21 protein-coding genes and 2 pseudogenes are annotated in these 23,882 nt (G+C 68.2%); 11 read left to right on the forward strand and 12 right to left on the reverse strand.

Going from position 1 to position 23,882, the window contains the following annotated elements:
• The first annotated feature begins 584 nt into the window (after positions 1-584).
• The 4 genes from OG905_RS08985 to OG905_RS09000 all read left to right on the forward strand — a co-directional run bounded on the left by OG905_RS08985 (position 585) and on the right by OG905_RS09000 (position 4,391).
• Positions 585-2,834 (forward strand): sensor histidine kinase, encoded by a 2,250-nt coding sequence (locus OG905_RS08985; RefSeq protein ID WP_328667207.1) that lies wholly within the window; start codon positions 585-587, stop codon positions 2,832-2,834.
• A 64-nt stretch (positions 2,835-2,898) separates the two neighbouring features.
• A complete protein-coding gene (locus tag OG905_RS08990) occupies positions 2,899-3,345 on the forward strand; it encodes a roadblock/LC7 domain-containing protein (protein WP_328667208.1) in 447 nt (148 codons plus the stop codon).
• 43 nt (positions 3,346-3,388) lie between these two features.
• Entirely contained in the window at positions 3,389-3,793 is a 405-nt protein-coding gene (locus OG905_RS08995) for a DUF742 domain-containing protein (RefSeq protein WP_328667209.1), read from the forward strand.
• Complete coding sequence (locus OG905_RS09000; RefSeq protein WP_328667210.1) at positions 3,780-4,391, forward strand: GTP-binding protein; 612 nt, start codon at positions 3,780-3,782, stop codon at positions 4,389-4,391. The genes OG905_RS08995 and OG905_RS09000 overlap by 14 nt, the downstream gene beginning before the upstream one ends.
• Positions 4,392-4,531: 140 nt before the next feature.
• Here the strand turns inward: OG905_RS09000 and OG905_RS09005 are convergent, their stop codons facing one another.
• Together OG905_RS09005 and OG905_RS09010 are read right to left on the reverse strand one after the other, a co-directional pair.
• Positions 4,532-6,301 carry an FG-GAP and VCBS repeat-containing protein gene (locus OG905_RS09005; RefSeq protein WP_328667211.1) on the reverse strand — a complete coding sequence of 590 codons (1,770 nt, stop codon included), beginning with the start codon at positions 6,299-6,301 and terminating at the stop codon, positions 4,532-4,534.
• 455 nt (positions 6,302-6,756) lie between these two features.
• Positions 6,757-8,271, reverse strand: coding sequence for an HtaA domain-containing protein (locus OG905_RS09010; RefSeq protein WP_328667212.1), 1,515 nt, complete (start codon positions 8,269-8,271; stop codon positions 6,757-6,759).
• 54 nt (positions 8,272-8,325) lie between these two features.
• Between OG905_RS09010 and OG905_RS09015 the strand changes: the two genes are divergently transcribed.
• The gene (locus OG905_RS09015; protein ID WP_328667213.1) at positions 8,326-8,454 is read left to right on the forward strand and encodes a hypothetical protein; all 129 of its coding nucleotides are present in this window, start codon (positions 8,326-8,328) and stop codon (positions 8,452-8,454) included.
• 594 nt (positions 8,455-9,048) lie between these two features.
• Here the strand turns inward: OG905_RS09015 and OG905_RS09025 are convergent.
• The 3 genes and pseudogenes from OG905_RS09025 to OG905_RS09030 form a co-directional block, all read right to left on the reverse strand.
• Positions 9,049-9,243: pseudogene (locus OG905_RS09025) on the reverse strand (DUF6302 family protein); the annotation flags it as partial.
• Positions 9,244-9,371: 128 nt separating this feature from the next.
• Entirely contained in the window at positions 9,372-9,494 is a 123-nt protein-coding gene (locus OG905_RS39100; RefSeq protein ID WP_443043911.1) for a hypothetical protein, read from the reverse strand.
• A 240-nt stretch (positions 9,495-9,734) separates the two neighbouring features.
• The gene (locus OG905_RS09030; RefSeq protein WP_328667214.1) at positions 9,735-10,160 is read right to left on the reverse strand and encodes an ATP-binding protein; all 426 of its coding nucleotides are present in this window, start codon (positions 10,158-10,160) and stop codon (positions 9,735-9,737) included.
• A 46-nt stretch (positions 10,161-10,206) separates the two neighbouring features.
• On the opposite strand from OG905_RS09030, the gene OG905_RS09035 reads away from it, so the two are divergent.
• Entirely contained in the window at positions 10,207-10,809 is a 603-nt protein-coding gene (locus OG905_RS09035) for a Scr1 family TA system antitoxin-like transcriptional regulator (RefSeq protein WP_328667215.1), read from the forward strand.
• Complete coding sequence (locus OG905_RS09040; protein ID WP_328682132.1) at positions 10,764-10,976, forward strand: Scr1 family TA system antitoxin-like transcriptional regulator; 213 nt, start codon at positions 10,764-10,766, stop codon at positions 10,974-10,976. Before OG905_RS09035 ends, OG905_RS09040 begins: the two co-directional genes overlap by 46 nt.
• Here the strand turns inward: OG905_RS09040 and OG905_RS09045 are convergent.
• Positions 10,948-12,573 (reverse strand): glycosyltransferase family 39 protein, encoded by a 1,626-nt coding sequence (locus OG905_RS09045; protein ID WP_328667216.1) that lies wholly within the window; start codon positions 12,571-12,573, stop codon positions 10,948-10,950. The two genes, OG905_RS09040 and OG905_RS09045, sit on opposite strands and share 29 nt — an antisense overlap.
• Positions 12,574-13,232: 659 nt before the next feature.
• On the opposite strand from OG905_RS09045, the gene OG905_RS09050 reads away from it, so the two are divergent.
• The 4 genes and pseudogenes from OG905_RS09050 to OG905_RS09065 all read left to right on the forward strand — a co-directional run bounded on the left by OG905_RS09050 (position 13,233) and on the right by OG905_RS09065 (position 15,767).
• Entirely contained in the window at positions 13,233-13,994 is a 762-nt protein-coding gene (locus OG905_RS09050; RefSeq protein ID WP_328667217.1) for an SDR family oxidoreductase, read from the forward strand.
• A gap of 205 nt (positions 13,995-14,199) precedes the next feature.
• A complete protein-coding gene (locus OG905_RS09055) occupies positions 14,200-14,436 on the forward strand; it encodes a glutamate-cysteine ligase family protein (protein ID WP_328667218.1) in 237 nt (78 codons plus the stop codon).
• A 4-nt stretch (positions 14,437-14,440) separates the two neighbouring features.
• Positions 14,441-14,764, forward strand: coding sequence for a hypothetical protein (locus tag OG905_RS09060; RefSeq protein WP_328667219.1), 324 nt, complete (start codon positions 14,441-14,443; stop codon positions 14,762-14,764).
• Between the two features lie 50 nt (positions 14,765-14,814).
• A pseudogene (locus OG905_RS09065) lies at positions 14,815-15,767 on the forward strand (SUMF1/EgtB/PvdO family nonheme iron enzyme).
• Between the two features lie 195 nt (positions 15,768-15,962).
• On the opposite strand, the gene OG905_RS09070 reads toward OG905_RS09065, so the two are convergent.
• The 6 genes from OG905_RS09070 to OG905_RS09095 form a co-directional block, all read right to left on the reverse strand.
• On the reverse strand, positions 15,963-16,889 hold the full coding sequence (locus OG905_RS09070; RefSeq protein ID WP_328667220.1) for a hypothetical protein: 927 nt from the start codon (positions 16,887-16,889) through the stop codon (positions 15,963-15,965).
• A 236-nt stretch (positions 16,890-17,125) separates the two neighbouring features.
• Positions 17,126-18,427 carry a hypothetical protein gene (locus OG905_RS09075; protein WP_328667221.1) on the reverse strand — a complete coding sequence of 434 codons (1,302 nt, stop codon included), beginning with the start codon at positions 18,425-18,427 and terminating at the stop codon, positions 17,126-17,128.
• 259 nt (positions 18,428-18,686) lie between these two features.
• Positions 18,687-20,663 (reverse strand): ATP-binding protein, encoded by a 1,977-nt coding sequence (locus OG905_RS09080; protein ID WP_328667222.1) that lies wholly within the window; start codon positions 20,661-20,663, stop codon positions 18,687-18,689.
• On the reverse strand, positions 20,660-21,346 hold the full coding sequence (locus OG905_RS09085) for a DUF4255 domain-containing protein (protein WP_328667223.1): 687 nt from the start codon (positions 21,344-21,346) through the stop codon (positions 20,660-20,662). The genes OG905_RS09080 and OG905_RS09085 overlap by 4 nt, the downstream gene beginning before the upstream one ends.
• Positions 21,343-22,656, reverse strand: coding sequence for a COG1470 family protein (locus OG905_RS09090; RefSeq protein WP_328667224.1), 1,314 nt, complete (start codon positions 22,654-22,656; stop codon positions 21,343-21,345). Before OG905_RS09090 ends, OG905_RS09085 begins: the two co-directional genes overlap by 4 nt.
• Positions 22,653-23,225, reverse strand: a complete 573-nt coding sequence (locus tag OG905_RS09095; protein WP_328667225.1) for an NADase-type glycan-binding domain-containing protein — start codon at positions 23,223-23,225, stop codon at positions 22,653-22,655. Before OG905_RS09095 ends, OG905_RS09090 begins: the two co-directional genes overlap by 4 nt.
• Positions 23,226-23,882: the final 657 nt, after the last annotated feature.

Raw genomic sequence — 23,882 nt, forward strand, 5'->3', positions numbered from 1 at the left:
GTACGCCGTGTCGCCTTGCCGTCGCCTCGGGCGCCGGAGCAGCGCCGCTGGTGGTCGCCGGTCGGCAGAGCCTGCTCCTGCCCTGCTCGCGATGAACAAACCGCAAGCCGGGCGGGCCGGACGACCCGTCAGCGACCCCACCAAGGCAAGTCACCGGCACCGAGGATCACCCACGGAGACACCAATGAAGCCGACGTACATGACTTCCGAGGTGGTGAGGGAACCATCCGGCTGTCGCCGGTACCACACAGCCACGGCCCAGACGCCGTTGAGGAGTTTGCGCCGCCGTAGGACCAACCGGCCAGCGCAACCGGCCCCGGCAGTTGATCGAGAATCTGCCAGGTGAGTTCCAAGGGACATACGGCGGCTGGCTGTTGAAGTCACGGCGATTCCGTGATGTCCAGGTGTCTCTGGTTCGGAATCCTTGCTCGTCGACATGCCGGTGCTCGCAGTCCGGCAGGCGTCCGCTGCAACGCCCCTTCAAACCTCGGCGGCTGCCCCTCTCTCGCCCGACTCGAGGACACTGAATGGCACGACCGAAACATCGTTCGCGGCGACGCAGGTCTCTGCTGACGTCTCTGCTCATGCTCGCCTTGGTTCCCAGCGCGGCGCTGATCCTCATCTGGGCGGCGAATGCGTACCGGTCACTCACTGAGGGCCTCGACCTGAGCAATCAGGCGGAGTTGGGGCGTTCTCTTGACCCCAAGCTGGACACCCTGCGCTGGAATCTCGAGACAGAGTTGCGTATGAGCGTGACCTGGCTGGCCGATCCGAGTGTGTCGCCCGGGGATCTGGAATCACAGCGGAAGATGACCGACAACTCCATAAAGAAGCTCGGCGATCTGGAGCAAGAACTCCAGCAGGCTCCGGAAATAGTCCGAACCGCCCAAATGCCCTTCGCCGTTGCGCTGAGGGACTTTCCGCTACAGCAGCTCCGCACGCAGATCGATCAGCGTTCCGCAGCGACGTCAATGGTTATGGAGCCTTTCACCTACCTCATCAACAGGCAGGTGACCTCCGCGTTCCAGGCCCGGCAGGTACCGCAGGGATCACTGGTGTCGCAGGCTCAGCCGCTGTCGATGCTCGTCATCACCTCACAGGCCCTGCACCTCGAAGACACTCTCATGTCCCAAGCGCTGCCTTCCGGCACCATGAGCTCGGATCAACGAGTGGCGTTCATGACGCCACTGGGCCTGCAGAGGTCGATGCTGAATTACCTGGCAAGCATCCAGTCACCCGCGGAACAGAGAGAGTTGGCGCGGATAACCAACGCTGCCGCATGGAAGAGAATGGCTGCAGTGGAGAATGCCGTCGGCGCCGCCCGTATGGATACCCGAGGCGGCAAGATTCTGTCCCCGGCTACTGCACAGTGGCGGTCCGACCTCAATCGGCTGGAAGCGGACCTGGAGGACCTCATCCGGGCACGCACCGCAAAGCTGCTCTCGGCACAGGACCACACTGCCGCCACGACACTGCGCCACGAAGTCGCGGTAACCCTTGCCGGGCTCGCAGCTGTGATCGTCTCTGCAACGCTCTCGTGGCGGGTGTCCCGCTCCTTGCTGAACCGCATGGCCGGACTCCGCGCCGCCACGCTGGATCTCGCGAAGCAACGGCTGCCGGCCATCGTCGCCCGGCTGAACCGCGGTGGAACAGTCGACGTTGAAGCCGAAGCACTCGATCTGGACTACGGCACCGACCAGGTCGGCCAGGTGGCCGAAGCGTTCAATGCTGTCCAGCGCACCGGAATCCGAAGCGCTGTGGAACTCGCTGACACCCGCCGGGGCTTGCAGAAGGCCATTGTGCTCAGCGCTCGCCGCAGCCAGAACCTGGTCAATGGCCAGCTTGCTCTCCTGGACGAGCTCGAGCGCAAGCACCAGGATCCGGAAATACTCACCGACCTCTACCGGCTCGACTCCCAGACCAGCCAGCTGCGCCGGTACGAGGAGAACCTGCTGATCATCGGCGGGGCCTGGCCGGGACGCCGAGGGAAGCAGCCCGTGCTCCTGTCCGACGTGCTTCGCAGCGCCGTGGGCGAGGTCTCGCAGTACCAGAGGATCACCGTGAGCGCTGACGACAGTGTCCGTCTGATCGGCCCCGCTGTTGGCGACGTCGTACACCTGATGGCTGAGCTGATGGAGAACGCCGCGAACTTTTCGCCGCCGTTCTGCCCTGTCTCCGTCAAGGTGGACACAGTCGTCAAGGGTGTAGCCGTCGAAATCGAGGACCGCGGTATAGGCATGAGCGAAACGGACTACGCGGATGCCAACCTCAGGCTGGCCCAACCCCCGGCGTGCGACGTGCTCTCCATCGGGGACGACGCCCGGCTCGGCCTGCTCGTCATCACCCATCTCTCCGTCCGCCTCGGCATCACGGTCACCTTGCGCCCGTCCGCATACGGCGGCACCTCCGCGGTGGTACTTATTCCCCAGGTGCTGCTGGTCCGTGACACGGAGTTGGTCCACGGCATGGAGCACAGCAACCGGCCCGAAGCACCGACGGCCGGCGCAGTTCCTGCCGACCACCTCCGTCCTACAGGGCAGATCAGCCCTTTCAATGGGCAGCGCGACGCCGCGGGACCGGCCGCAGTTACCTCGGACGCCGCCGCGGGGTCCGCCAGCAACGGCAATGCGCCGGGAGAACCCCCACCTTTGCCTGAACGCATTCCTCAGGCCAGCCTTGCTCAGGAGGTGGGCCTCGTCCCCACAGCACATCCTCACCCGCCGGAGCCGGCCGGGCAGCCCAGCTCACCGGAACAGGCCGCACACACCCTTTCCGCTTTCCAACGCGGTACCGCAGATGCCAGACACTCCAGCCCCGGCACCAGCGGGACGTGACCGCCGCTCAAGGCCACTGCCACCCGCAGCCAGAACCACATTCACCGCCCGGAGAAGGCACCATATGGCCAAGCACTCGGCACCCATCGACCACACCCCGCTGGACCTGCTGCTGACCCACCTCGCCGACCAAGTCGCCGACGTCCGCCACGCCCTCGTCGTCTCCCAGGACGGCATGGTCATCAGCAAGTCCACGTCCCTGGCCCGGCCGGATGCCGAACGTCTGGCCGCCACGGTGTCGGGTCTGATGAGCCTGGGGCGCAGCGTCTGCACCAACTTCGACGGCGAAGCGGTCGTCCAGACACTGATCGAGATGCGGCAGGGCTACCTCATCCTCACCTCGGCCGGTCGCGGCGCCCACCTGACCGTCCTGTGCACGTCCAGAGCCGACGTCGGCGTGGTCGCGTTCGAAATGAATCTGCTCGTCACGCGGATGGGCAACCACCTCGGCGCGCCGACTCGTCACCCTGAAGCCGCCACCGGCTCATCCGGCGAGGCACCCACCGCATGAGGTGCCGCTCCCGCGCCTGGGTCGTCCATCCGACACTGCGGCGATGCACAGCGCACCGCTCCCCCGCACCGGAGAGGCCGACGCGGTGAGCCGAACCGGCCGCCTCGTACGGCTCTTCGCCGTCACTGCGGGCCGGGCCCGGCCCAGCCGCGATGTCTTCGCTCTGATCACCCTGGTGAGGGCGGTGGACGAGCCGACGGCCCCGCCGAACGTCGCTCTGCAGCCGGAACACCTGCGCATCCTGCGCGTCTGCCACAGCCCAACGGCAGTCGTCGAGATCGCCGCTCGTGTCGACCTCCCCGTCTCCGTCCTCACCGTGATGCTTTCCGACCTGCTGGAGGCGGGCAGGATCACCGCGCAGCCGCCCGTCCACGCCGCCCCCGACCCGACTACCAGCCCCGACATCGCGCTACTGCAGAGAGTGAGGGACGGTCTTGCCAGGCTCTGACACCACCCCCGACCTCGTGAAGATCCTCATATCAGGGGGCTTCGGCGTCGGGAAGACCACCACGGTTGCTTCCGTCAGCGAGATCAATCCGTTGCGCACCGAGGAGATGCTCACCTCGTCGAGTTCGGGCACAGACGACCTCACCGGCATCGAGCCCAAGACATCCACCACGGTCGCCCTGGACTTCGGGCGCATCACACTCAGACCCGATCTGGTGCTCTACCTGTTCGGCACTCCCGGACAGCAACGCTTCTGGTTCATGTGGAACGACCTGGCCATGGGAGCCCTCGGCGGTGTCGTCCTCGTCGATACGCGACGGCTGGAAACCAGCTTCGCCGCAATCGACTTCTTCGAAAGCCGCGCCATCCCCTTCATCGTCGCCGTCAACTGCTTTCACGGCCACCAGCCCTACAACGCCGACCAGATCCGCGCCGCTCTATCCCTCCAGCCCACGACCCACCTGCGCCTGTTCGACGCTCGCGACCGCGCCTCATGCCGTGACGTCCTGGTGGCCCTGATGGACCAGGCCATCGCCAGGGTCACCACCGCAACCACCACCGCCGGCGCGGCGGGGGCGCACGGTGGTTCGGACGCCTGATCTGCCGTGACCAAGAGCCCGCCGCGAGAACGGCAACGCATCCGAGGACCGCGCAGCCTGCACCACTAGGACCTGTCACGGCTCCCGAACCGGAGTGCTTCTGGCGAGGCGAACCAGACGGTCACGGACGAGGCCACTTGTCATTGCCCGACAGGGGGTCGCGGCTCACGTTCAAGGCACGCCCACCAGGGCGTTTTCACTGGACCTGAATAGGGCGCCTTCCTGCGCCGATACCTGACAACAAGCAGCAATGAGCCGACAGCGGCCGCGATTCCGGCGGCGACGGCCCAGCGGCTCATGCCGTCATCGTTGGGTAGAGCGCAGGAGAGGCTGCCGTTCTCCCCTGCCCGGACGGGGGCCGTGTCGTTGTTCCTCTCGGTGTCCTTGACGCGGGTGCCGCCCGGTGAAGGGGCGACGGCCACGCAGCCGCCCTCGCCGGCCGTGAAGCTCCCGCCGAAGTCCGTACCCTTCGCATCGAATTCGGTCCCGTCGTAGCCCTCCTCGGGGGCACCCAGCGCGGCCGGGCCGAACGAGGCGACGTTCGTGGTCGAGAGGCCCTTCGCCGTACCGTTCAGAATCCAGACGGCGCCTGACTGCTGTACCTTGCCGTGCTCGCCGGGAGCACCCACGGCCAGGTCGGGGTGGCCGTCGTGGTTCAAGTCCCCCGTCCGCAGCGCCGCACCGAAATGGTCGCCCCGCTCGCCCCTGCCCGGGACGCCAGGAGTGTCCTGGGTGATGACCTGCGCGCCGGAGTCGGTGAGGCCCTTCTTGCCGCCAAGGAGCAGGACGACCGCGCCCGTGTCCGAGACCTGGCCGGTGTCCTCGCCGGGGAGGCCCACCGCGAGGTCCGCGTAGCCGTCGCCGTTGACGTCCGCTGCCGCGAGGACGTCGCCGAACCCATCGCCCCCGCTCTGCTCGTCGATACCGGGCAGGCCCAACGTCTTCAGGGTGATCCGTTGCGCGCGGGAGCCGGGGCCGGAGTCGGAGCCGCGGAAGACACGTAGTTCGCCCGGCCGGTCCTGGCTGTCCTCCGAGACCAGACCGACGTCGCGGACGACGAGATCGCCGTACCCATCACCGTCGAAGTCGGCGATCATCCCGTCCGCGCTGTACGAGTTGAGGTCGTCGCTGGCATGCCCCTTCAGGCCGTCTTCATCGCCCTCGAAGAAGCGGCCTCGCTCCTGCATCTCCTCGAAACCCTGGCTCGTGACGAGGTCGTCCCGGCCATCGCCCGTCAGGTCGCCCACGATGATCGCGCGCGGGACGATGTTGTCGCCCCAGCTCGTGCCGAGAGAGTCCTTCCGGCGCGCCTTCCCGTCGCGGGAGAGAGGGCCGAACAGGACGGTCGGCCCGTCGCCGTCCCCCCGGCCGCTCCCGTAGTAGTTGTCGAGGAGCAGGTCGGCCCGGCCGTCCCCGTCGAAGTCGCCGCCGTGCAGCCCCCAGCCGCCCGGCAGCGTCGTACCGCCGGAGAGCCCCGGGGACGACCCCCACAGCACGACCGTCCCGTTAAGGTCATCGGCGTCGGTGCTCACCGTCACCGCCAGATCGGTGAAGCCGTCGCCGTCGAAGTCACGCGCGACCGGACTACCCCCGAACCAGGTTCCGCGGGCCGCGAGTTGGCCGAGGGTCCCCGCGGTGGCGCGGGTGACCACCTGGGAGTGCTCCGTGTCGGGTCCGGACCGCGAGCCATACACCACGGAGACGGCGCCTGCCAGTTGGACGCCGTCCACTGTACTGAGCGGGCCGGGAACCGCGAGGTCGGCGTAACCGTCACCGTTGAAGTCAGGGGTCTCCTGCTTCGCCTTGCCCCCTGCGTCCAGTTGCACCAGAGAGTCGCAGGCCAGGGGAGCGGCCACGAGAGCGGCGAGCGCGACGACGGCGAGTACTCGGCGTGAAATTCCGGAACACATGATTATATCCTCGACGATGGCGGCGCACCGGGACGCTTCGCAGCCGCTGTTCTCGAGACAGCGGGCGTGATCACCAGCCACTCGCCAACCGTCGGGGGAATTGGACGGCGGGCGAGTGGCGCGCGGTGTCTCCACGAGAAGAAGGATGTCGCGCCGGACGGCACCGGTGATCACGGAGTCTCCGTGAGAATTGCGCGTCGCGCGTCTTGCCCTCGGCCTCGTGGCCGGAGCAGGCTCGGGTCGCTGCCCAGCTCCGGGAGCGGGAAGCCGGGACGCCTCGTCCGGCCAGCGGCGCGGGTCGCGTACGACACCGAGCGTGTTGCCGGACCCGCCGTCGCTGGCGCAGAAGACCTGGAGCACGTCGAGTTCGTTCACCCGGGCATGAAGTACCCCAGACCGTTGATCGCCGCCCGCGGCCGAGGGCGGCCGGGAGCGGCGATCGTCACACGAGGGTGTCAGGCACGGGCGGTCGTACGACGGCGCACGGCGAGGACGACGCCCGCCCCGGCCACGGCGACGGCGCCCGAGGCAGCGAGCAGTTGGTCGGCGGGGACCATGGATCCGGTAGTGGCCAGCGCGCCGGTCCCGCCGACCGTGCCGACAGCGTTCGTTCCCGCGCCGCTCGTATCGGAACCGCCTGAGGTTTCGCCGGACGTACCGCCTGCGGTGCCGGGCAGTGCGGCGTCCGGGTCGAGGGTGAAGGCGACCGTCACCGGGTCGACGGCGGTGCCGGGCTGGTAGAACGCCTCGCCGTTCGGGCCGGCGAACTGCGCGGCGCCGTCCTTGGTGAGGGCGGCCGGGACGTCCTTCAGGGTGACGACACCGTTCTTGGCGGTGAAGTCCGCCTTGGACAGGTCGAGTTTTGCGAACGTCACGTCGTTCCTGGTGCCCTTTGCGGTGGTGACGTCCGCGACGAGGGTGCCGGTGCTGCCGGAGGTCTTGATCCAGAGGTCGCCGATGGTCCAGTTGATGCCGTGCGCCGCGCACACGAACCGGACGCTGCCCGCGAAGCGGGCGTCGGCCCTGCGAGCCGCCGGGTCCAGCTCGGCCGTGCCGAGCCGGAAGTCGTAGACCGAGCCGTTGCCGGTGGCGCCGCCGGCCGGGGTGACGTTGCCGCCGCACGTGTCGTCCACGTACCGCCGCCAGGACTCCTTGACGCCCCAGGTCAGTCTGCCGTTCAGCACCTTGCCCGGTGCAGGGGCGGCCGGGGAGGAGGTGCCCGAGGTCGGCTTGGCGGTGGGCTTTGTCGAAGCGGGCTCGGTCGGGGCCGGCTTCGTGGGGGCGGACTTCGTCGGGGTGGGCCGCGGGCCGGGCGTCTTCGCCGTGACGGTGAGCGTCGCCGGGTCGAGCGGGTCACCCTCCTTGTAGTAGCCCGCGAACGCCTCGGCCGCGCCCTTCGTCAGCTTCGCGGGGATGTCCTTGAACACCATCGCGCCGCCGGTCCCCTGCCCCGGCCGTACTCCGCGCATGTCGAGCGCGGCGATCGCGACGTCGTTCTTCGACTCGAAGGTGCCGTTCCGCTTCTTCGTGACGACGTCCGCGGTGATCTCGCCGGTCGGCGCGGCCGAGCCCTTGGTGGAGAGCCTCAGGTCCGAGAACCTGATGTCGAGCACACCCTCGTGTGCCGTGAAGTGCACGCTGCCCTTGAACGAGTTGGCGGTGGCGTGGGTGCCGGTGTCGTACGTACCCGTGCCGTCGACGAAGGTGAACACCCCGTTGCCCGGGGCCTGCCGCGCCCCGTCGCCCATGGTGATCGTGCCGTGCGCGAACGGCGAGGCGATGTACTTGCGGAAGGACTCCTTGAAGCCCCAGTCCAGCGTGCCGTCCTTCAACTCCAGCGCCCGCGCGCCCGGCGCCGAGGCCGGGGCTTTCTCCGCCGCGAAGGCCGGGAAGGCGAGGGCGGCGGCGCCGAGTGCGGCGGCCGTGGCCACGGCGGAGACGAGCGCTATGGGACGAGGAGTGGCTGACATGGTCCGGGGTTCTCCAAGAGGTGGTTCGAAGGGGGCAGTCGTGGTCTGGTGTTCGTGCAGGTCGTAGTGGCGGAGTGGCGCCGCGACGACGTACGCGACGACCGCGGCGGCGAGCACGTCTTCCCCGGCCGCTCCGGCAACGGGACAGCCTCGCAGCCGCTGTTCTCGAGGCAGAGGGCGTGATCACCAGCCACTCGCCCACCGTCGGGGGGAATTGGACGGCAGGCGAGTGGCGTGCGGTGTGCCCACGAGAACAAGGATGTCGCGCCGGACGGCACCGGTGATCACGGGTTCTCCGTGAGAACTGCACGTCGCGGGACGTCTTGCCCTCCGCCTCGTGGCCGGAGCCGCTCTGCGGATCAGCATGATGGTGTGCAGGGCCCGGTCGGCTTGGCGGTCGCCTCCACGGTTGAGCCTGTGCCGATGGGTCCGGCCGGAGGACGCCGGTAGCGGGGCGGGCGGCGCCGCACAGAAGGACATGGAAGCCCCGGACAACCGTGGCGGCTTCGCGATCCGGCGCCTCAGCTGCAGGACAGGGGGATGACGCCCACACATGTGCGCTCTTCCTTTCGGATGTGCTCGTTCAATGTGGAGTTGGGCCCTCTTCGGCGCTCTAAAAAGCTGCGGGGGAACGGCTCCGGAAGGCCGAAGAGGGGGTCATGTGGCCGCGGGGAGGGGCGGCAGTAGCGCGGCGCAGAATGCGGCGATGGCGGTGTCGCTGTAGCCGTAGAAGCGGCCTAGGGCGACGTCGTCCCAGCACCTGGGCGGTGTCTCATCTCACTGGACGATGTGGTAGGCATCCCGGCAGGGCGACCAGCGCAAGCGCGGCGACGTGAAGCCGGGCCGACCTTGCAGCAGGCCGCGTACCGCCAGACCGACGGACAGGCTGGTGGTGGAGAAGTAGCCGCTACGGCGTGAGCCGCCGACAGGGACAGCCATGAGAGGCATCCGGAAGATGCGGATGGCGACGCTCTGTTCGAGGACCTAGACGTCTGCGAGCCGGTGCCGGAAGTATTCGTAGTCGTACGCCTCGCGCGCGGGCAGTACGGCGATCGTCATCGGCGGAAGCTCATGCTGGCTACGACGAGGAACGCGAGCGGTCACCGTATGTCCTCCAGCAACTGGTCGAACAGGTCTTCAACAGCCATGGCCAGTCGCCGGAGGTGTGCGCGGGCGGGTAAGAAGTCCTGGGGAACCGCTCCACCACAAGTTCGCGAGCGCACTCGATCGTGTCGGGGGTTAACAGGGAGTGAGCTCCTTGACCTCGTCCTCCGTCAGTTTGACATGTTGACCAAGCACGGATTCGAGGTCGCCGAACACGGCGTCCAGCGTAGGGATTTCCGCCGAGTCCTGAAGGGCGCACTCCCTGAGCCTGGCTAACACCCGGGTCTAGACTCCGACGTCCTCCGAGTACCGTCTGACGCTCGTAACCGCGAACACTGGAGCCTCGGTCAAGGGGACGGTCATCGGCTCCTCCGCGTGGATGTGTGAATTGTGAGGGTGCACCACGTCGTGATTCCGTCGGGACTGACGCCCCAGCTCGCGGCGACAGAGGCGACGATGAGCATGCCGCGGCCGCTCTCCTCCTCCGGGCCCGCTGCACGTTCGTACGGTTGATCGGGCGATCCGTCACAGACCTCAAGCCGTAACTTCGACGCGCCATGGATCATCCGCAGGGTGACTTCAGCGCCCGTGCCGTGGCGGAACGCGTTCGTGACCAGCTCGCTGATCAGGAGTTCGACGCTCTCAGCGAGTTCGTCCAGCTTCCAAAGCCGCAGGTACGCGACGCCGATCCGTCGAAGCTGACCCGGCCGCCGCAGATCCCAGGCGCCCAACCCATCCCCCGCAGGCGACGATCGCTCGACCACCGCTTCGACCGCGTTACGCACCGCTCCGCAGCACCCTCCAATTGAGCATGCGTAGGAGGGTGTGAGGATGATCGAGGCAGTCGAGTCGGCGACGCCAGCGTTTGAGGCTGCCACGCCAGCTCTGTGTCGGCTCCAGCTGGGCAGCGATGTACGGCAACTCCGGTTCCGCTCAGGGAAGAAGGCGGCCGAGGTTTGTCGCATCCTCTCCTGGGCGGGGCCGAAGCTGACGCGCCTGGAGACGGCGGACAACGGGATCGTTGAACCTGCCGACGTGCTCGCCCTGTGCCAGATCTACGGGGCCTCAGCTGAGCAACAGCGGATCCTGGTTGGGTACGCGACCGTCACCAAGACGAAGAAGGACTGGTGGCAGTCCTCGGATGTTCGGGACGTCATCCCGCCTGGATTCAAGGCGTATCTGGGACTCGAAGAGACCGCCGAGAAGCTGGAGAATTACGAGAGCGAGTACGTTCCAGGGCTCCTGCAGACCGAAGCCCACGTTCGAGCGATGCTCGAGCGGGCGCATGCTGGCCTCCCGGCAGAACAGATCGACCGCCGGGTCGCAGTGCGCATGACGCGTCAAGAGGTACTTCACCGCGGGAACTCTCCCTGGAGTTCACAACCATCATCAACGAGGCAGTTCTCCGGCGACGAGTGGGGAGCGCCGAGGTGATGAAGGGCCAGCTCACCCACATGGCGATGCTCTCTGCGTCAAATCCTCACGTGAAGATCCAAGTTGTTCCGTTCGACCTGGGTGCCCACCTCGGGATGAACGGTCCCTTCACCGTCCTCAAGTTCGGGGTGCCCTCGCTCAAGCCGATCGTCCCCGCTCCCTTCTGACGGGAGCGGACGGGGGTGTTCGTGATCCTTGCGCATCATGGCTTGCCGTCCCGGGGTCGGTGGACGGGTCCACCGGCGGCCGCCCAGTGGGGGGTCGGCGTTGGTAGAGGGTGATGTCCAGGCCGCGGGCGCTGTGGTGGTAGGCCGGGGACAGGCCGGCGCGGGTGAGGGCCTGTTCCTGGGACGCCGTCCTGCGGGCGCCGGCCTGGCGGGCGCCGGAGGAGAGGTGCCAGCAGGTGATGTGCCAGACGCGGGGCGCACGGGCCAGACGCCCGTGCAGGAGGGCCCGGTGGGCGGGCCGGTTGTCCAGGGTGCCGCGCTCGGCGGCCGTCTCGTCCGTGCCCAGGTCGGGGAGTTGGGCGAAAACCTCCGGGTAGGCGGAGGCGATCAGGCCGCACCGGCCGCCGCTGAAGAGGACTCCGTCCCCGGGGGCGGCGCGGCTCTGCAGCGTGGTGATCACCGCGGTGGTGTCCCAGGAACGGCTGTCCTGCTGGCGGACGGCGAGGTGGGAGACGGCAATCGGGACAGCCAGCAGGAGTCCGAGCAACAGCTGCTGGCTCAGCGGGACGACGGTGCCGGCCACCGATAGCAGCAGCGCCAGGGCCGGCAGGCAGAACAGCAGGTAGCGGTATGCAAAGAGGGGCTGTCCGAGGGAGACGGCCAGGAGGAGCAGCAGGGGCGCGGCCAGCCAGGGCACGCCGACGGCGAGGACCAGGGGCGGGGCCTTGTGACGGCGGGCTATGAGGAGGGCGACAGCGGCCAGGGCCGTGAGGGTGAGCAGGAGTTTCAGGGCGCCGGGGAGGGTGTCCTGACCGGGGGTGAGCAGCCAGGTGAAGTAGCCGTACGGGGTTCCCGCGGTGACCGGTGGAGCCTCGCCCACAGCGGAGCGCTGAGAGAAGCCGAGGACCAGCAGCGGAACGACGGCGGCGATGCCTGCGGCCTGGGCCAGCAGCAGGCGCATGACCACGCGGCGGCAGGGACGCAGCAGGGCCACCGTGACGCCGTGGGCGGCCACCAGCAGCAGTCCCATCACGTTGAACCAGCCCAGCAGGGCGATCAGCACGGCGTAGCCGGCCTGCCACCGGGCATTGCCGGACAGGGCCTTCACCAGGGCGCCCGTGGCCAGCACCGCCACCGCCATGACGAAGGCGAACGAGCGGGCCTCCTGCGCGTAGCGCGACGCGGTGGGCAGAACGGCGAGCAGCAGCCCCGCGTACAGGCCGAGGCGCGGACCGCCGAGCAGCCGCCCCAGCCACGAGAGGCCGGCTGCCGCGACGGCTACCGCCACCGCAGAGGGCAGCCGCATCGTGAACTCGCTGACCCCGGCAGCCTGCCCGACCAGGTACATCAGTACGTAGTGCAGGCCGTGCACCGCATCCGCGTGCCCCAGCAGCTGAACCAGCTGCGACCCGGACCGCCGTGCCACGTCCATGGTGACGATTTCGTCGGTCCACGCGGAGGGGCCCGTGATCCCCCACATTCCGAGACCGAGTCCGACGATCGGCGGCGCCCACGCGGCCGCGTGGGTCCAGCGGGCGTGGCCGGCCGGCGTGCCAGGTATAACGGGTGTGGTGGGATGGGGCGAGGTGGCGGTCATGGTGGTGCTTTCGTTGGTGGTACTCCCGCACGAGGGCGGTGCCGGGGTGGGGGCAGGGCGGGGAGGCCCGGCGGCGCCGGGGCAGGCGGTGAACGGCGTCGTGCGTGGTGCCGAGCAAGGGTGCGGCGTCATGGCTGGCGCGGGACCGCTCGCGTCACCTCAGTGGCCAAGTAGCGATCAACAGGGCCAGCTATCGAGCAACGTCACAGGGCGCTCGCCACGGCAAACGGGCAACACCAGCCACTCGCCCACCGTCGGGGGGAATTTGGACGGCGGGCGAGTGGCGTGCGGTGCGCCCACGAGAACAAGGATGTCGCGCCGGACGGCACCGGTGATCACGGAATCTCCGTGAGAATTGCGCGTCGCGCGACGTCTTGCGGGCGGCGCCGCACAGGTGGGCGAAGGACGCCGCCGAAGCGCTCGGGGTGTCAGCGACGTTGTCAGTGGCTGGCCCGTGGTTTCGGTGCGATGCCGGGCGCGACCAGCCGTGGTGCGGCCCGGGTGACCAGCGGGCCGAGGTCCGCTGGCGGTGCCGTGGAGCAACGGCGAGGCCGGTGGTACTACGTAGCGGCTACGTAGTTTCCCCGTGTCGTGCTTTCCTGCCCAGGCCGCATGCTGCCTCCGTCAGGAGTGATCGCAACTGAAGGAAGGCCACGCCTATGACTACGAATGCTGTAACGGCAAACGCCCCGGCAGCGCCCAGGGTTGCCGTTGTCACCGGTGGCTCCGGTGGAATCGGCCGCGCAAGCGCGCTGCGCCTGGCTGCGGATGGGATGGCCGTGGTGGTGCACTACTCCGGCAACAAGGGGCGAGCGGAGGAGACCGTCGGCGCGATCACCAACGCCGGCGGCATCGCCATCTCGGTGTGCGCGGACATCGCCGACGAGGCGGCGGTCGAAAGGCTGTTTAGGCGGGCTGAGCGGGCATTCGGCGGGGTCGACGTGGTCGCGCATACCGCCGGGATCCAGCTGCGGGGGCCCCTGGCAGAGACGTCACTCGCCGACTTCGACCTGCAGCACCGCACGAACGTGCGAGGCACGTTCCTGGTCTGTCGGCAGGCCGCGCTCAGGCTGCGTCGCGGCGGTGCACTCATCACGTTCTCCACTACGGTGACCCGGCTGCAGCAGCCCAACTACGCGAGCTACGCGGCTTCCAAGGGCGCGATCGAGGCGATGACGCTCATCCTGGCTCGCGAGTTGCAAGGCCGTGACATCACGGTCAACGCCATTGCACCGGGGGCGACCGCCACACCTCTGTTCCTGCAGGACAAGTCGCCGGAGCAGCTCGACGAGATCGCCCGCATGTCACCCCTGCACCGTCTGGGCGAACCGGAGGACATCGCCGAGAGCGTCGCCTTCCTGGCCGGTCCCGCCCGCTGGGTCAACGGCCAGGTGCTGTTCGTCAACGGCGGCATGGCCTGACCCGTCGCACCCTCCCCGTCGGCAATCCCCGCAAACGAAGCGCATCATGCTGCACCACCAAACCGGCCCACCGAATTTCCCACCGCGGCTACGACGCCGCCGCCCGCGGCGACCCAGCGGCACGGCGGTTCGTCATCCTCACGGCCATCGCCGGCGTCGTCGCCGCGGCCTTGGTCTTCGGCCGCCAGAGCGCAGCTCTGCCAAAGTGCTGTGCGTCCGCCGGTCCGACGGACTGCCCTGGACCGCGCCCGACGGGATGACCTTCCGCGACTGGCTGCGCACCGGCGAACGGCCCGCGACCCTGGCCGATCTCAACTACCACCGCACCACACTCTTCCCACCGGTTCGCCCGCGCGGCCACCTGGAACTGCGCATGATCGACGCCCAGCCGGGCGACGGCTGGATGGTCCCGCTTGCGCTGGTCAGCGTGCTGATGGGATGACCCGGTGGCCGCCGATGCCGCGTTTGAGGCGCTGGAGCCACTGAGCGACGAGACCGGCGCGCCCGGCGACGACCTCTGGCTGCAAGCGGCCTTTCTCGGTCCGGCCGACCCACGGCTGCGCCGCGCCGCGATCGCGCGTTTCGCCGCCGCCGAGCGGGCGCTGGCCCGCCGCGACGGCGACGGCCAACTGGCCGCTCGGCTTGCCGAGTTCGCCGAACGCTACCCGGAGCGGGGCCGCTGCCCTGCCGACGACCAGCTGGACGCCCTTGGGGCCGGGCTCCACCCGCTGCGTGAAGAGCAGGAGCCGGAGGAGAACGCACTGTGCTGAACACCGACCACACTGACCCCGCCGTGCTGCGCGAGCTGATCACCACTGAACTGTCGGCCGCCCGCGAGCGCACCACGAGGCTCACCGACTGCATGGACGAACACGACCTCATTGCGCAGCACTCCCCCTTGATGTCGCCGCTGGTCTGGGACCTGGCCCACATCGGCAACCAGGAGGAGCTCTGGCTGCTGCGCACTGTCGGCGGGCGGGACCCCATGCACCCCGAGATCGACCCGCTCTACGACGCCTTCCGGCACCCTCGCACCGAGCGGCACGGCCTGCCGCTGCTGCCGCCGAAGGAGGCCCGGATCTACACCCGCGAGGTGCGCGGCCGGATACTCGAGCTGCTCGACGCCGGCCCCCTGGAGGGGACGCCGCTGCTGGAGGCCGGTTTCGTCTACGGCATGATCGCCCAACACGAGCAGCAGCACGACGAGACCATGCTGATCACCCACCAGCTGCGCAAGGGCCCGGCTGCGCTCAGCGCACCGCCGCCGTCTGCCCCCACTGATCGCTTGCCGTCCGAAGTCCTCATTCCCTCCGGGCCGTTCACCATGGGCACGGACACCGAGCCCTGGGCGCTGGGCTGCCAACCGAGGCCGAGTGGGAGAAGGCCGCCCGGCACGATCCCGCCACCTGCCGCTCCCGGCGCTACCCGTGGGGCGACGAGACCCCCACCGCCGAGCACGCCAACCTCGGCCAGCGCCATCTTCAGCCGGCCCGGGTGGGCAGTTATCCCAACGGTGAATCGCCTTACGGAGTAAGACAGTTGATCGGTGACGTGTGGGAGTGGACATCCAGCGACTTCCGCCCGTACCCCGGTTTCAGGGCCTGGCCGTACGAGGAGTACTCGGCGGTCTTCTTCGGCTCCGAGTACAAGGTGCTGCGCGGCGGCTCCTTCGCCGTGGCGCCGGTCGCCTGCCGGGGAACGTTCCGCAACTGGGACTACCCCATCCGCCGACAGATCTTCTCCGGCGTCCGCACGGCCAGGGACGCTTCTTGATGTGCCGTCGCCCTGCTTGCCTGTGCATGAGCAACCCTGCCCAGAGTGCCGACGCCCGCCCGGGATCCAGGCGCCCCGGCCCCGCCAGAAAGACATTGCGCGTGCGGGCCGATGCGGCCCTCGGCTACCCAAGGCCACCTCAGCAGGAATGTAACGGCGAGTGTGCGTCTGCCGACACCGACCTTTCACAACCCCTCATACCCAGAAATCGTCGGGGTCGGTGCCCACATCGGCACTCCTCAGTTCCGTGACGTGATCCGCGGGCATGTTATAGGTGACGGCAACTCGGAAGAGCTTGCCGGAGCCCTCAATGGGGTCGACCGTACGATCAGGGTTCCGCAGCCCTTGCTGATCCAGGATGAACTCCTTCTCTGCCTGCCCCTGGGCCCACTTGGACCACAGACGTGCCTTTTTGGTGTACTTGATCGTGATCCGCAGCTCCGCATCCGTTTCGTACTTCGCCGTACCGGGCGAGTACGTGATGTGGTTGACCTCGCCGAAGCTCTTGGTGCTGGTGACGTTCTTTATTGTTTCATTCTTGTACGCGACCGCGGCATTCGCCGTGGCACCCGGCATGTGGCCGGCGGTCACTCCCGCCGTGTACGTGGGGCCGGTGACTTTGGCTCGACTGTCCGCCAGACTGCCCGTGTCCTGCCATGAGTGGTCCATCGTTGCATTTGTCGTCCCCTTGAACCGCGCATTGCCGGTCGGTGTAAGTGAAATGCTAATGTTACACAAGTAGCGCCAGTGCTTGCTGGTTCCCTCGAATTGCGACACGGGAAGGATCCCGTTCCCGATAAAGCCGCGGCCTATCGCTGCGAGGCGCCCCGGATTGAGTTCGTTACACAGGGTTTTTACCGCGTCAGGGTTCTGCAAGCCCGTCGGAAGCGCTTTGTACACGGCCTCCCAGTGGTTGGCTGTAAGGCCCGTATCGGTCACTTGAGCTTCAGGCGGCAGGCTGCCACTCGTATTTTCGACGGTGACCCTGACCGCCTCCTTGAGCCCGTCTAGACGCTTGCGTTGGTGCCTCTGCCGGATGTCTGCCTGGATCTTGCCCGCCCACCCTTTGAGAGCTTTCTGCGTTTGCACACTGGCGCCGACAGCGGGCGCAGGTGGATGCACCGGTGCGCCATCGTGGTTTGGCCTCGCCGGAGTCCTACGGGGAACGACATGATTCCTCTGTGGCTCAAACACGGATCATCTCCCATTGCAGGACAGAGAGTGTGGGCGAGGTCAATGAGTTTTACTTGAACCATGGAAGCTGGGTCTGGATGTCCTTCATCGACAGCAATGAGGACGCTTGCCCCGAGCGGTTCCATACGGGACTTGCGCACCGCGCTTCGGATTTCCGCGAGCCATTACACCTGCGTGTAGTGCAGGACGTGTACCGCCGCGGCAAGCTGCAGCAGACTCCGGCGGAAATCGCGGAGCGATCTGGTACCCAGGATTTCTTCGGTGCATGCGACTGCCTTGGCTGATTTCTCCTTGTCCAACATGCGGGCGAATTCGGCGTCTTCGCCGCCTCGGAGCCGCAGGAGGATGCCTTTCTCGGCGCTCAACTCGCTCAATCTGGCCAGCAGCGCATGCGCCTCGGGGTCCAGTGTGACCTTACGCCGCTCCAGTATCTGACCCGCAGCGAGGGTCATCCGCTGTACGTACTTGGCGCTCTGGTAGAATGCCTTTCCGGGATCCTCCTCGTAGTGACGGAGATCCTTCAATGTGTCCCCGACCTGTTCGTTGAAGGACTGGACGTAGTCGGACAGGATGAGATCCGAGTCCCTGATCTCCTTTGCCTGCTGCCCGTACACCACATCGAACACAGCGCCCGCCGAGTGGTACGCCTCCATCGCGTAGAGCAGCGACTGGGAGTTCAGCTGGCTAATGCCTGCAGGGGAACGCCAGGCGCCCTGGCTCTGCGGCGACGTTCCGTGTTCCAGGTAGGGGCGTTCGGCATCCTGGACGCCCCGTGTGTGTATCGCGTAAAGGATGTTGCGCGCCCGCATCACGGCGTTCTCGTCACAGTGTTCCATGGAGTGCACGAAGTCGTCGTCGCTCTGCGCGTGCATGCGGGAGTGCCCCTCCGAGGCGAGGATCCGGGCGACGCTGCGGGTGTAGGCGTCATACATGGCACCGGCTACGGAGAACGCTCCACGGGCACGCATGACCTGCGTAAAGCGGGTTCCCGACGTACGCTGGGCCGCCGGAGACGGCCCCATTATTCCGTCCGCGACCTGGGTTGTGTACTGGTTCCATTCCCGGGTGTCCATGAACCGCCGGATCTTCGACAGCGACGCGGCCTCCTGGGCATACTGCCACTCCGGGGTTGCGCGCGCGCGTTCCCGCCAGGACTCCTGGCTGCTCTCCGGCTTCGGGATCGTCCCCACATAGACGTTGGTGTCGAAGACGACTCCGGACTCCTTCCCCCAGACGCTGCGGAAGACGGTGTTGAACTCCTTCATGGCGGCCCAGGTCCCGCGCCCGCCCTTCAGGGTGACGTCGTAATCCGAGGTTTCTTTCGTGCCTCCCACGGCGCGCCTTTCGGCACCTAGATAACCCGCGAGTATGGCGTCGAGGAGTTCATTGACGTAGGCCTTCCGGAAATCGATCAGCTTCTGCATGGGGCCTCCCGGCCGGCCGGCATAGGCCTTCTTGGCGGCCACCCAGTCGTTCCCTGTGCTCTTCAACATGTCCAAGGCCTCGCCGCACGGGGCCCGTCTGCTCCAGCGCCCCAACTCTGCGACATCAAGTGGCGATGACGTGCCCGGCGGGCGGGCAGGTATCTCGGACGTCTGCCGGACGGGCGGTGTCGTGGACTTCGGTCGTGCGACGGTCCTGGTTTCGACCGGTGTCATGCGCATCTGCTTTCTCCTTTCTGGTGAAGTCATGCTCGGCGTGGCACCGAGAAGGACGGGACCGGGGTCAGGGGTCGTTGAAGAGTCGGCCCAGCTTGCGGTATTCGACTTCGACGCCCTGGAGCAGGTCCTTCATGGACAGGTCTCTGTCCTGCGCGGCAGCGGCGAAAGCAGCGGTCTCGACGACGGCCCGAATGCTGCCGCCGGCGAGGTTGAACCGTGCCGCCAGGTGGTCGATGCCGCAGGTGTCCGCACGTTCCCGGCCGAGGAACTTCCGCCACAGCCGGGCCCGGACGTCCGTTCCCGGGCTCTGGAACTCGATGACCTCGTCGAAGCGGCGTGTGAAGGCGCTGTCCAAATTGGAGCGGAGGTTCGTGGTCAGGACGGCGAGGCCGTCGAAGGACTCCAGGCGCTGGAGCAGATAGGCGCTCTGCATGTTCGCGTAGCGGTCGTTCGCGTCGCGTACGGCGCCGCGCTTGGCGAACATCGAGTCGGCTTCGTCGAAGACGATGACACCGCTGAGCGATTCGGCGGCCGAGAAGATCTTTTCAAGGTTCTTCTCGGTCTCGCCGATGTATTTCGACACCACGGCCGGCAGGCTGACGATGTAGAGGTCCACGGCCAGTTCGGCGGCGACGACCTCGGCTGCCATCGTCTTGCCCGTGCCGGAATCGCCCGCGAACAGGGCGGTCGCTCCCCAGCCTCGCCCGCCGCCGCGGCGCAGGTGCCATTCACCCAGTACCCGCGCCCGGTGCCTGATCCGGAAGGTCAGTGCCTCCAGTCGCTCACGCACCAGCGGGGGCAGCACCAAGTCGTCCCATGTGACGCTCGGCCGGACGTGTCGGGCCAGCCGTCCGAGGTCCCGCAGCGCGCAGTCATGGGATATCTGCAGCGCTTCCTCGGGCGGGAGGACGCGCGCGCGGACTGCGGCGCGGCGCCGGGCGCGGTCGAGGGCGGCGGCAGCTGTCATGCAGAGCCGTTCGCCTGCCGGAGGACGGGGTGCCTGTTCCGTCGTCGGTTTCGGCGAGATGCGTGTGAGGTCGAGGAAGGCCGCCGGCGTTACGCCCCAGGCCTCGGTGTCCCAAGTGCCGTTTCCGTAGAGCACCGTTGTCAGTGGTGCCCGGGCCAGACCTGTGATCAGCCGGCGGAGCACGGTGGCCTCCCGTCCGTCCGGTTCGACGAAGACCGGAACGATGACGGCTCCGCGCAGCAGCCGCGCCTCCCGTACCACCGCGTCCGTGAAGTCGTCCGGGGCGTGCTCCAGGTCCTCAGGGTTGACCACCAACGGCATCTGGCCGACTTCCCTCAGGGCCGCGCAGGCGGCGGAGAGTGCCAGCCCGGTGGTGCCCTCCTGTAGGTACACGGTCCTTGGCTGCGCGGCGTCGTTCGCATCGTCCGCGAGGCAGGGCCGGAGCTCGGCGAGGGCAGGGGGGTCCGCCGGGCCCGCTCCCGCGCTGACTACCTGGAGGTGGGGGGCGCAGGTCTCAGCCACGGCGCTGTCCCGGTTTCCAAGGAGGTGGGTCAGGACCCGGTCCGGTACGCGCAGCAGGCGTTCCGGCCAGGTGGCGTCGGGGTTCTCGTACTCCATCAAGCCGTCTGCCAGCAGGGGCGAGGTCGCGCGGAGCAGCCCGCGCGCCAGGCCCTCGGCCAACGGGATGCCCAGGACGTCCAGGGCCAGGGCGACAGTGGGGCGGGCGGAGTGGGCACCGCTCATCATCCGGTACGCGGCACCGCAGACAGTAATGAGCTCGGGCAGCAGAGCGCAGGCGAGCAGGTCGATGTCCACCGGGCTGAGATTGAAGTCCTGCGACAGGCGGACCAGCGGGTCTTCGTCGCCATACCGCCGGATGTCCCAGCTGTCTGCGCCGGCTGCGGGGTTCTTCTGGTGCTCGTCGGACCCTTCGCCTGGTTCGTCGCCATGGTCGTCGGCCGTGCGCTGCGCGTAGAGCAGCCGCAGCCGGTCCTCGACCACGGCCAGTCGGCTTCCGAGGAGGTCGCTGGAGCCCTGCATGCCGCCGGGGCGGCTCTGGTCGGGCGGACTCATGCGATCTCCTCGACGTTGCGGCGGCGCACGGGCGATCCGGCCCCCGGTTCCCCCAGCGGGACCCCTACGTCGGTTGCAGCACCGGCGTCGCCGGCCGGGCCGTTCCCCGCCACCTGCCGCGCCCTCAGGTGCATGCCCTTGGCCGGGGCCGGTCCGCTCTCCTCCGTGGGTCTGCTGACGGGAACGGTGACCGCCAGATCGAGCGCGGGCCTGGCGGAGATCCCCAGGGTCGGCCACAGCCGTGAGGCCGTGGTCTCCGGCGTGTCGCCGGCCTCGCGCAGTCCAAGTGACAGCCGCCTGCTCCCGCCGTTGCCACCCGGGGGTGCGTGCGCCACCAATTCCTCGGTACAGACGCACCATTCGAGGAGCGTGCCGAGCACGCCGTGCTCGTCCTGGGCCGATTGCGCCCAGACGCTGACCAGGTAGGTGAGGCGGAAGTAGCGAGGGGGGCCGGTGTTGCCGATCACGGTGCCCTGTTCGTCGAGGACGGTGACGCCGCCTGACTGGCTTCGGGAGGTGTCCTCCTCGACTCCGTACAGGAAGAGGTTGACGCAGGGTCCGGAGCGCCGGGCGGCCCAGTCCGCATCGGGTGTGTCGAACGACAGCTGGATGTTGGTGCCCCTCAGCGGGCCGCGCATCAGTTCAGCCCTAAGGGTCTCGTCGACCTGTTGGACCAGGCTCACCGCTCGTTCTCCTTCGCCGTGTCGCCCTCGGAGGGGGTCTTCTGGTCCGGGATGAGTTCACCGGTCACGAGTGCCGTGGCCGTGCACGTTGCGGCGCCTACGGTCGGCACGGGCAACGGTGACGGCGAAGGGAGGACTGTGGGCGGGGAGCTGGTGCCGTCGCCGCACTGGACCGTGATCCGTACGGTGTGCCCCTGCGGCACGGTTACGGGGATCTTGGGGGTGATGTCCTTGGCCTGGCTCAGGGAGACGCTTCCCAGTGGTTTGCCGTCGGCGCTCAGCAAGAGCGTGCCGTTGCCTGCGGCCGTGATCTGCACGGTCGTGAGCTGCAGCCGGTAGCCCGTCTCCACCGTGTACGCGCTCTCTTTGCTGCCGCCGGTGGTCTGGACGAAGAGTGGGTGCTGAAGCTGTCGCTTCTTCGGCGCCGCGTCCGCTTTCTCGTTCTTCTCGTCTTGCTCGTTCTTCTGCTTCTCCTGCGCCAGTTGCTGCCGGGCCTTGGCCGCGGCGGAGTTCACCTGCTCCAGCTGCGTGGGACCCGCCGCTGTCTGCGTTCGTGGCCCGCGGGTACCGCCCGCGATCGGGGACAGCCACAGGGCCGCACCGGCGACCACAACAGCCATCAGCACCATGGTCGCTCTCAGACCACCGGTCGTCAGGATCGGGCGTCGCCGGTGTGTGAAGACCCTCTCGCGGACCGCTTCGCCGTCCCACTCGGCTGTGATCTTGACGTTCCAGTTCTCGTCCTTGCCGACCGCAATGGGCCTCGCGGCCCGTAGCACCACGCCGATGCGCGCTCTCTCGCCGACCGCGAGCACCACGCGGGAACGCCGCATCCGCGAGCGCAGCGGTGCCTTCTCGTCCTGTGGCGAGGTACGGAGCCGCACAGCGACCGGGGCGTTGCCGGTGTTGCGGAGGGTGATGAGGTTACTGCCGGAGAATCTACCGACGGTCTGCGGGCGGGAGAGTTCCGCTTCCACGTCGCGGAAGGGACCGATGTCGATCTCGGCTTCGGGAACGACGACGAGGGACGGGTCCAGCACGGAGGCGACCTGGACCGCGAGCGCCAGAGGGCCCGGCCGCAGGTCGCTGCTCCGGGGCACGGTGATCGGGATCTTGATCTTCTCGTGCATACCCGGGTAGACGGGCAGCTGCCCCAGCCTCCGCTCGCCCCACTCGCCCCGCGGGGCGAGCAGGGTCAGATCGTAGGCGTCCACGATGCGGCCTTCGTTCCAGACGTGGAGATCCGCGCTCAGCGTGGTGCCGGGGACGACGGGCCCCTCGGGTGCGGCCAGTTCGGCTCGGAGCGTCATGTGTCCTGCCTGGTGAAGAACTGCACTTCGCCCAGCGCGACCGGTGTGCCGGGCTGCAGGCCGGCGTGGACCCTGCTGATCTGCAGCCGTACCGAGACGATGTCGTCCACGCCCCACCTGAAGTCCTGCGGACCCGGCTGGTCGGCCAGTCTGAGCTTCCTCTGCACGGACGTGCCGTCGCCCTTGACTGCGATTGCGGTGATCCGGGTGGGGCGCCCCACGGCGAGGTACTGCTTGGGTTGCTTGGAGGCTCCGTTCATGACGACGAGCCCGGTCAGGCGGAACGGGCGGGGGAATTGGGCCGTCAGGGACTGCCCGACCGCGCCCTGCCCCCGTTGCGCCGGGGCCCAGGCCCGGTTGTCCACGCCGTCGACCGACTTGCTCGCCTGGTAGCCGTTCGTCTCGCTGGTCGCCTTGACCGTGCCCGGCGCCACGGCGACTTGGCGGGAGAACCGGTCCTGCACGGCGGGAATCACCGCGCGCACCGCTTCCTCCGAGCGCCCGGCCGTCATGCCGAGGGCGAAGCAGAACGGCAGCACGACCGGGATGAGCAGCCACCGGCGGTCCATGTGCCAGGGCCGTGGGCGGTCATCCCACTGCTTGCGCAGCCTCTGCCACCTGGTGAGCTGCAGCGGTTCCGGTTCCGGGCGCAGTTCGGCTCCGCACGGGCAGCAGTAGTGACGCGTTGCGTCGTTGTCCGTTCCGCATGCGGGGCAGGGCACCGCCCGCGGCACCGGTGCGTACGTCCTGTGGCGGCTGGCCGTGTCTTCGTAGGAGGGCACGGGTACGTACGGCCCCTGCAAGAGGCCAGGCGCTGCTGCCTCATCGGGTCCTGTGCCCGCATCGCCAACAGCGGGGGCAATTCCGTTTACCTGCCCGTCAACCGGGCCGGCCCCGCCAAAGCCCTCGGCGGCGGGCGTAGAACGGGCCGACGGCAACGGCGGGACCGGCGCTGCCTGCTGCTGCCAGGACGGCTGCACGGATGCGGGCCCCGGAGCTCCTTCGGGGCCGCCGGCATTCCCCGGACCGCCAACGGTGCCCCACGACGTCGGCTGTTCGCGGACCACGGCGCGCGTTCCCGTGTCGTCCCATCCCAGATAGGCGCCGCACGACACGCAGAACATCTCTCCGCTGTAGGCAGGTGCCCCGCAGGTGGCACACAGTTCTCTGCCGTAGTCGTTTGCGGCGTGCCCCGTGTGTCCCACGCCGCCGTCCCCGAACCCGCT

It is taken from the genome of Streptomyces sp. NBC_00322 (assembly GCF_036147535.1).
In the GTDB taxonomy this organism is placed as follows: domain Bacteria; phylum Actinomycetota; class Actinomycetes; order Streptomycetales; family Streptomycetaceae; genus Streptomyces.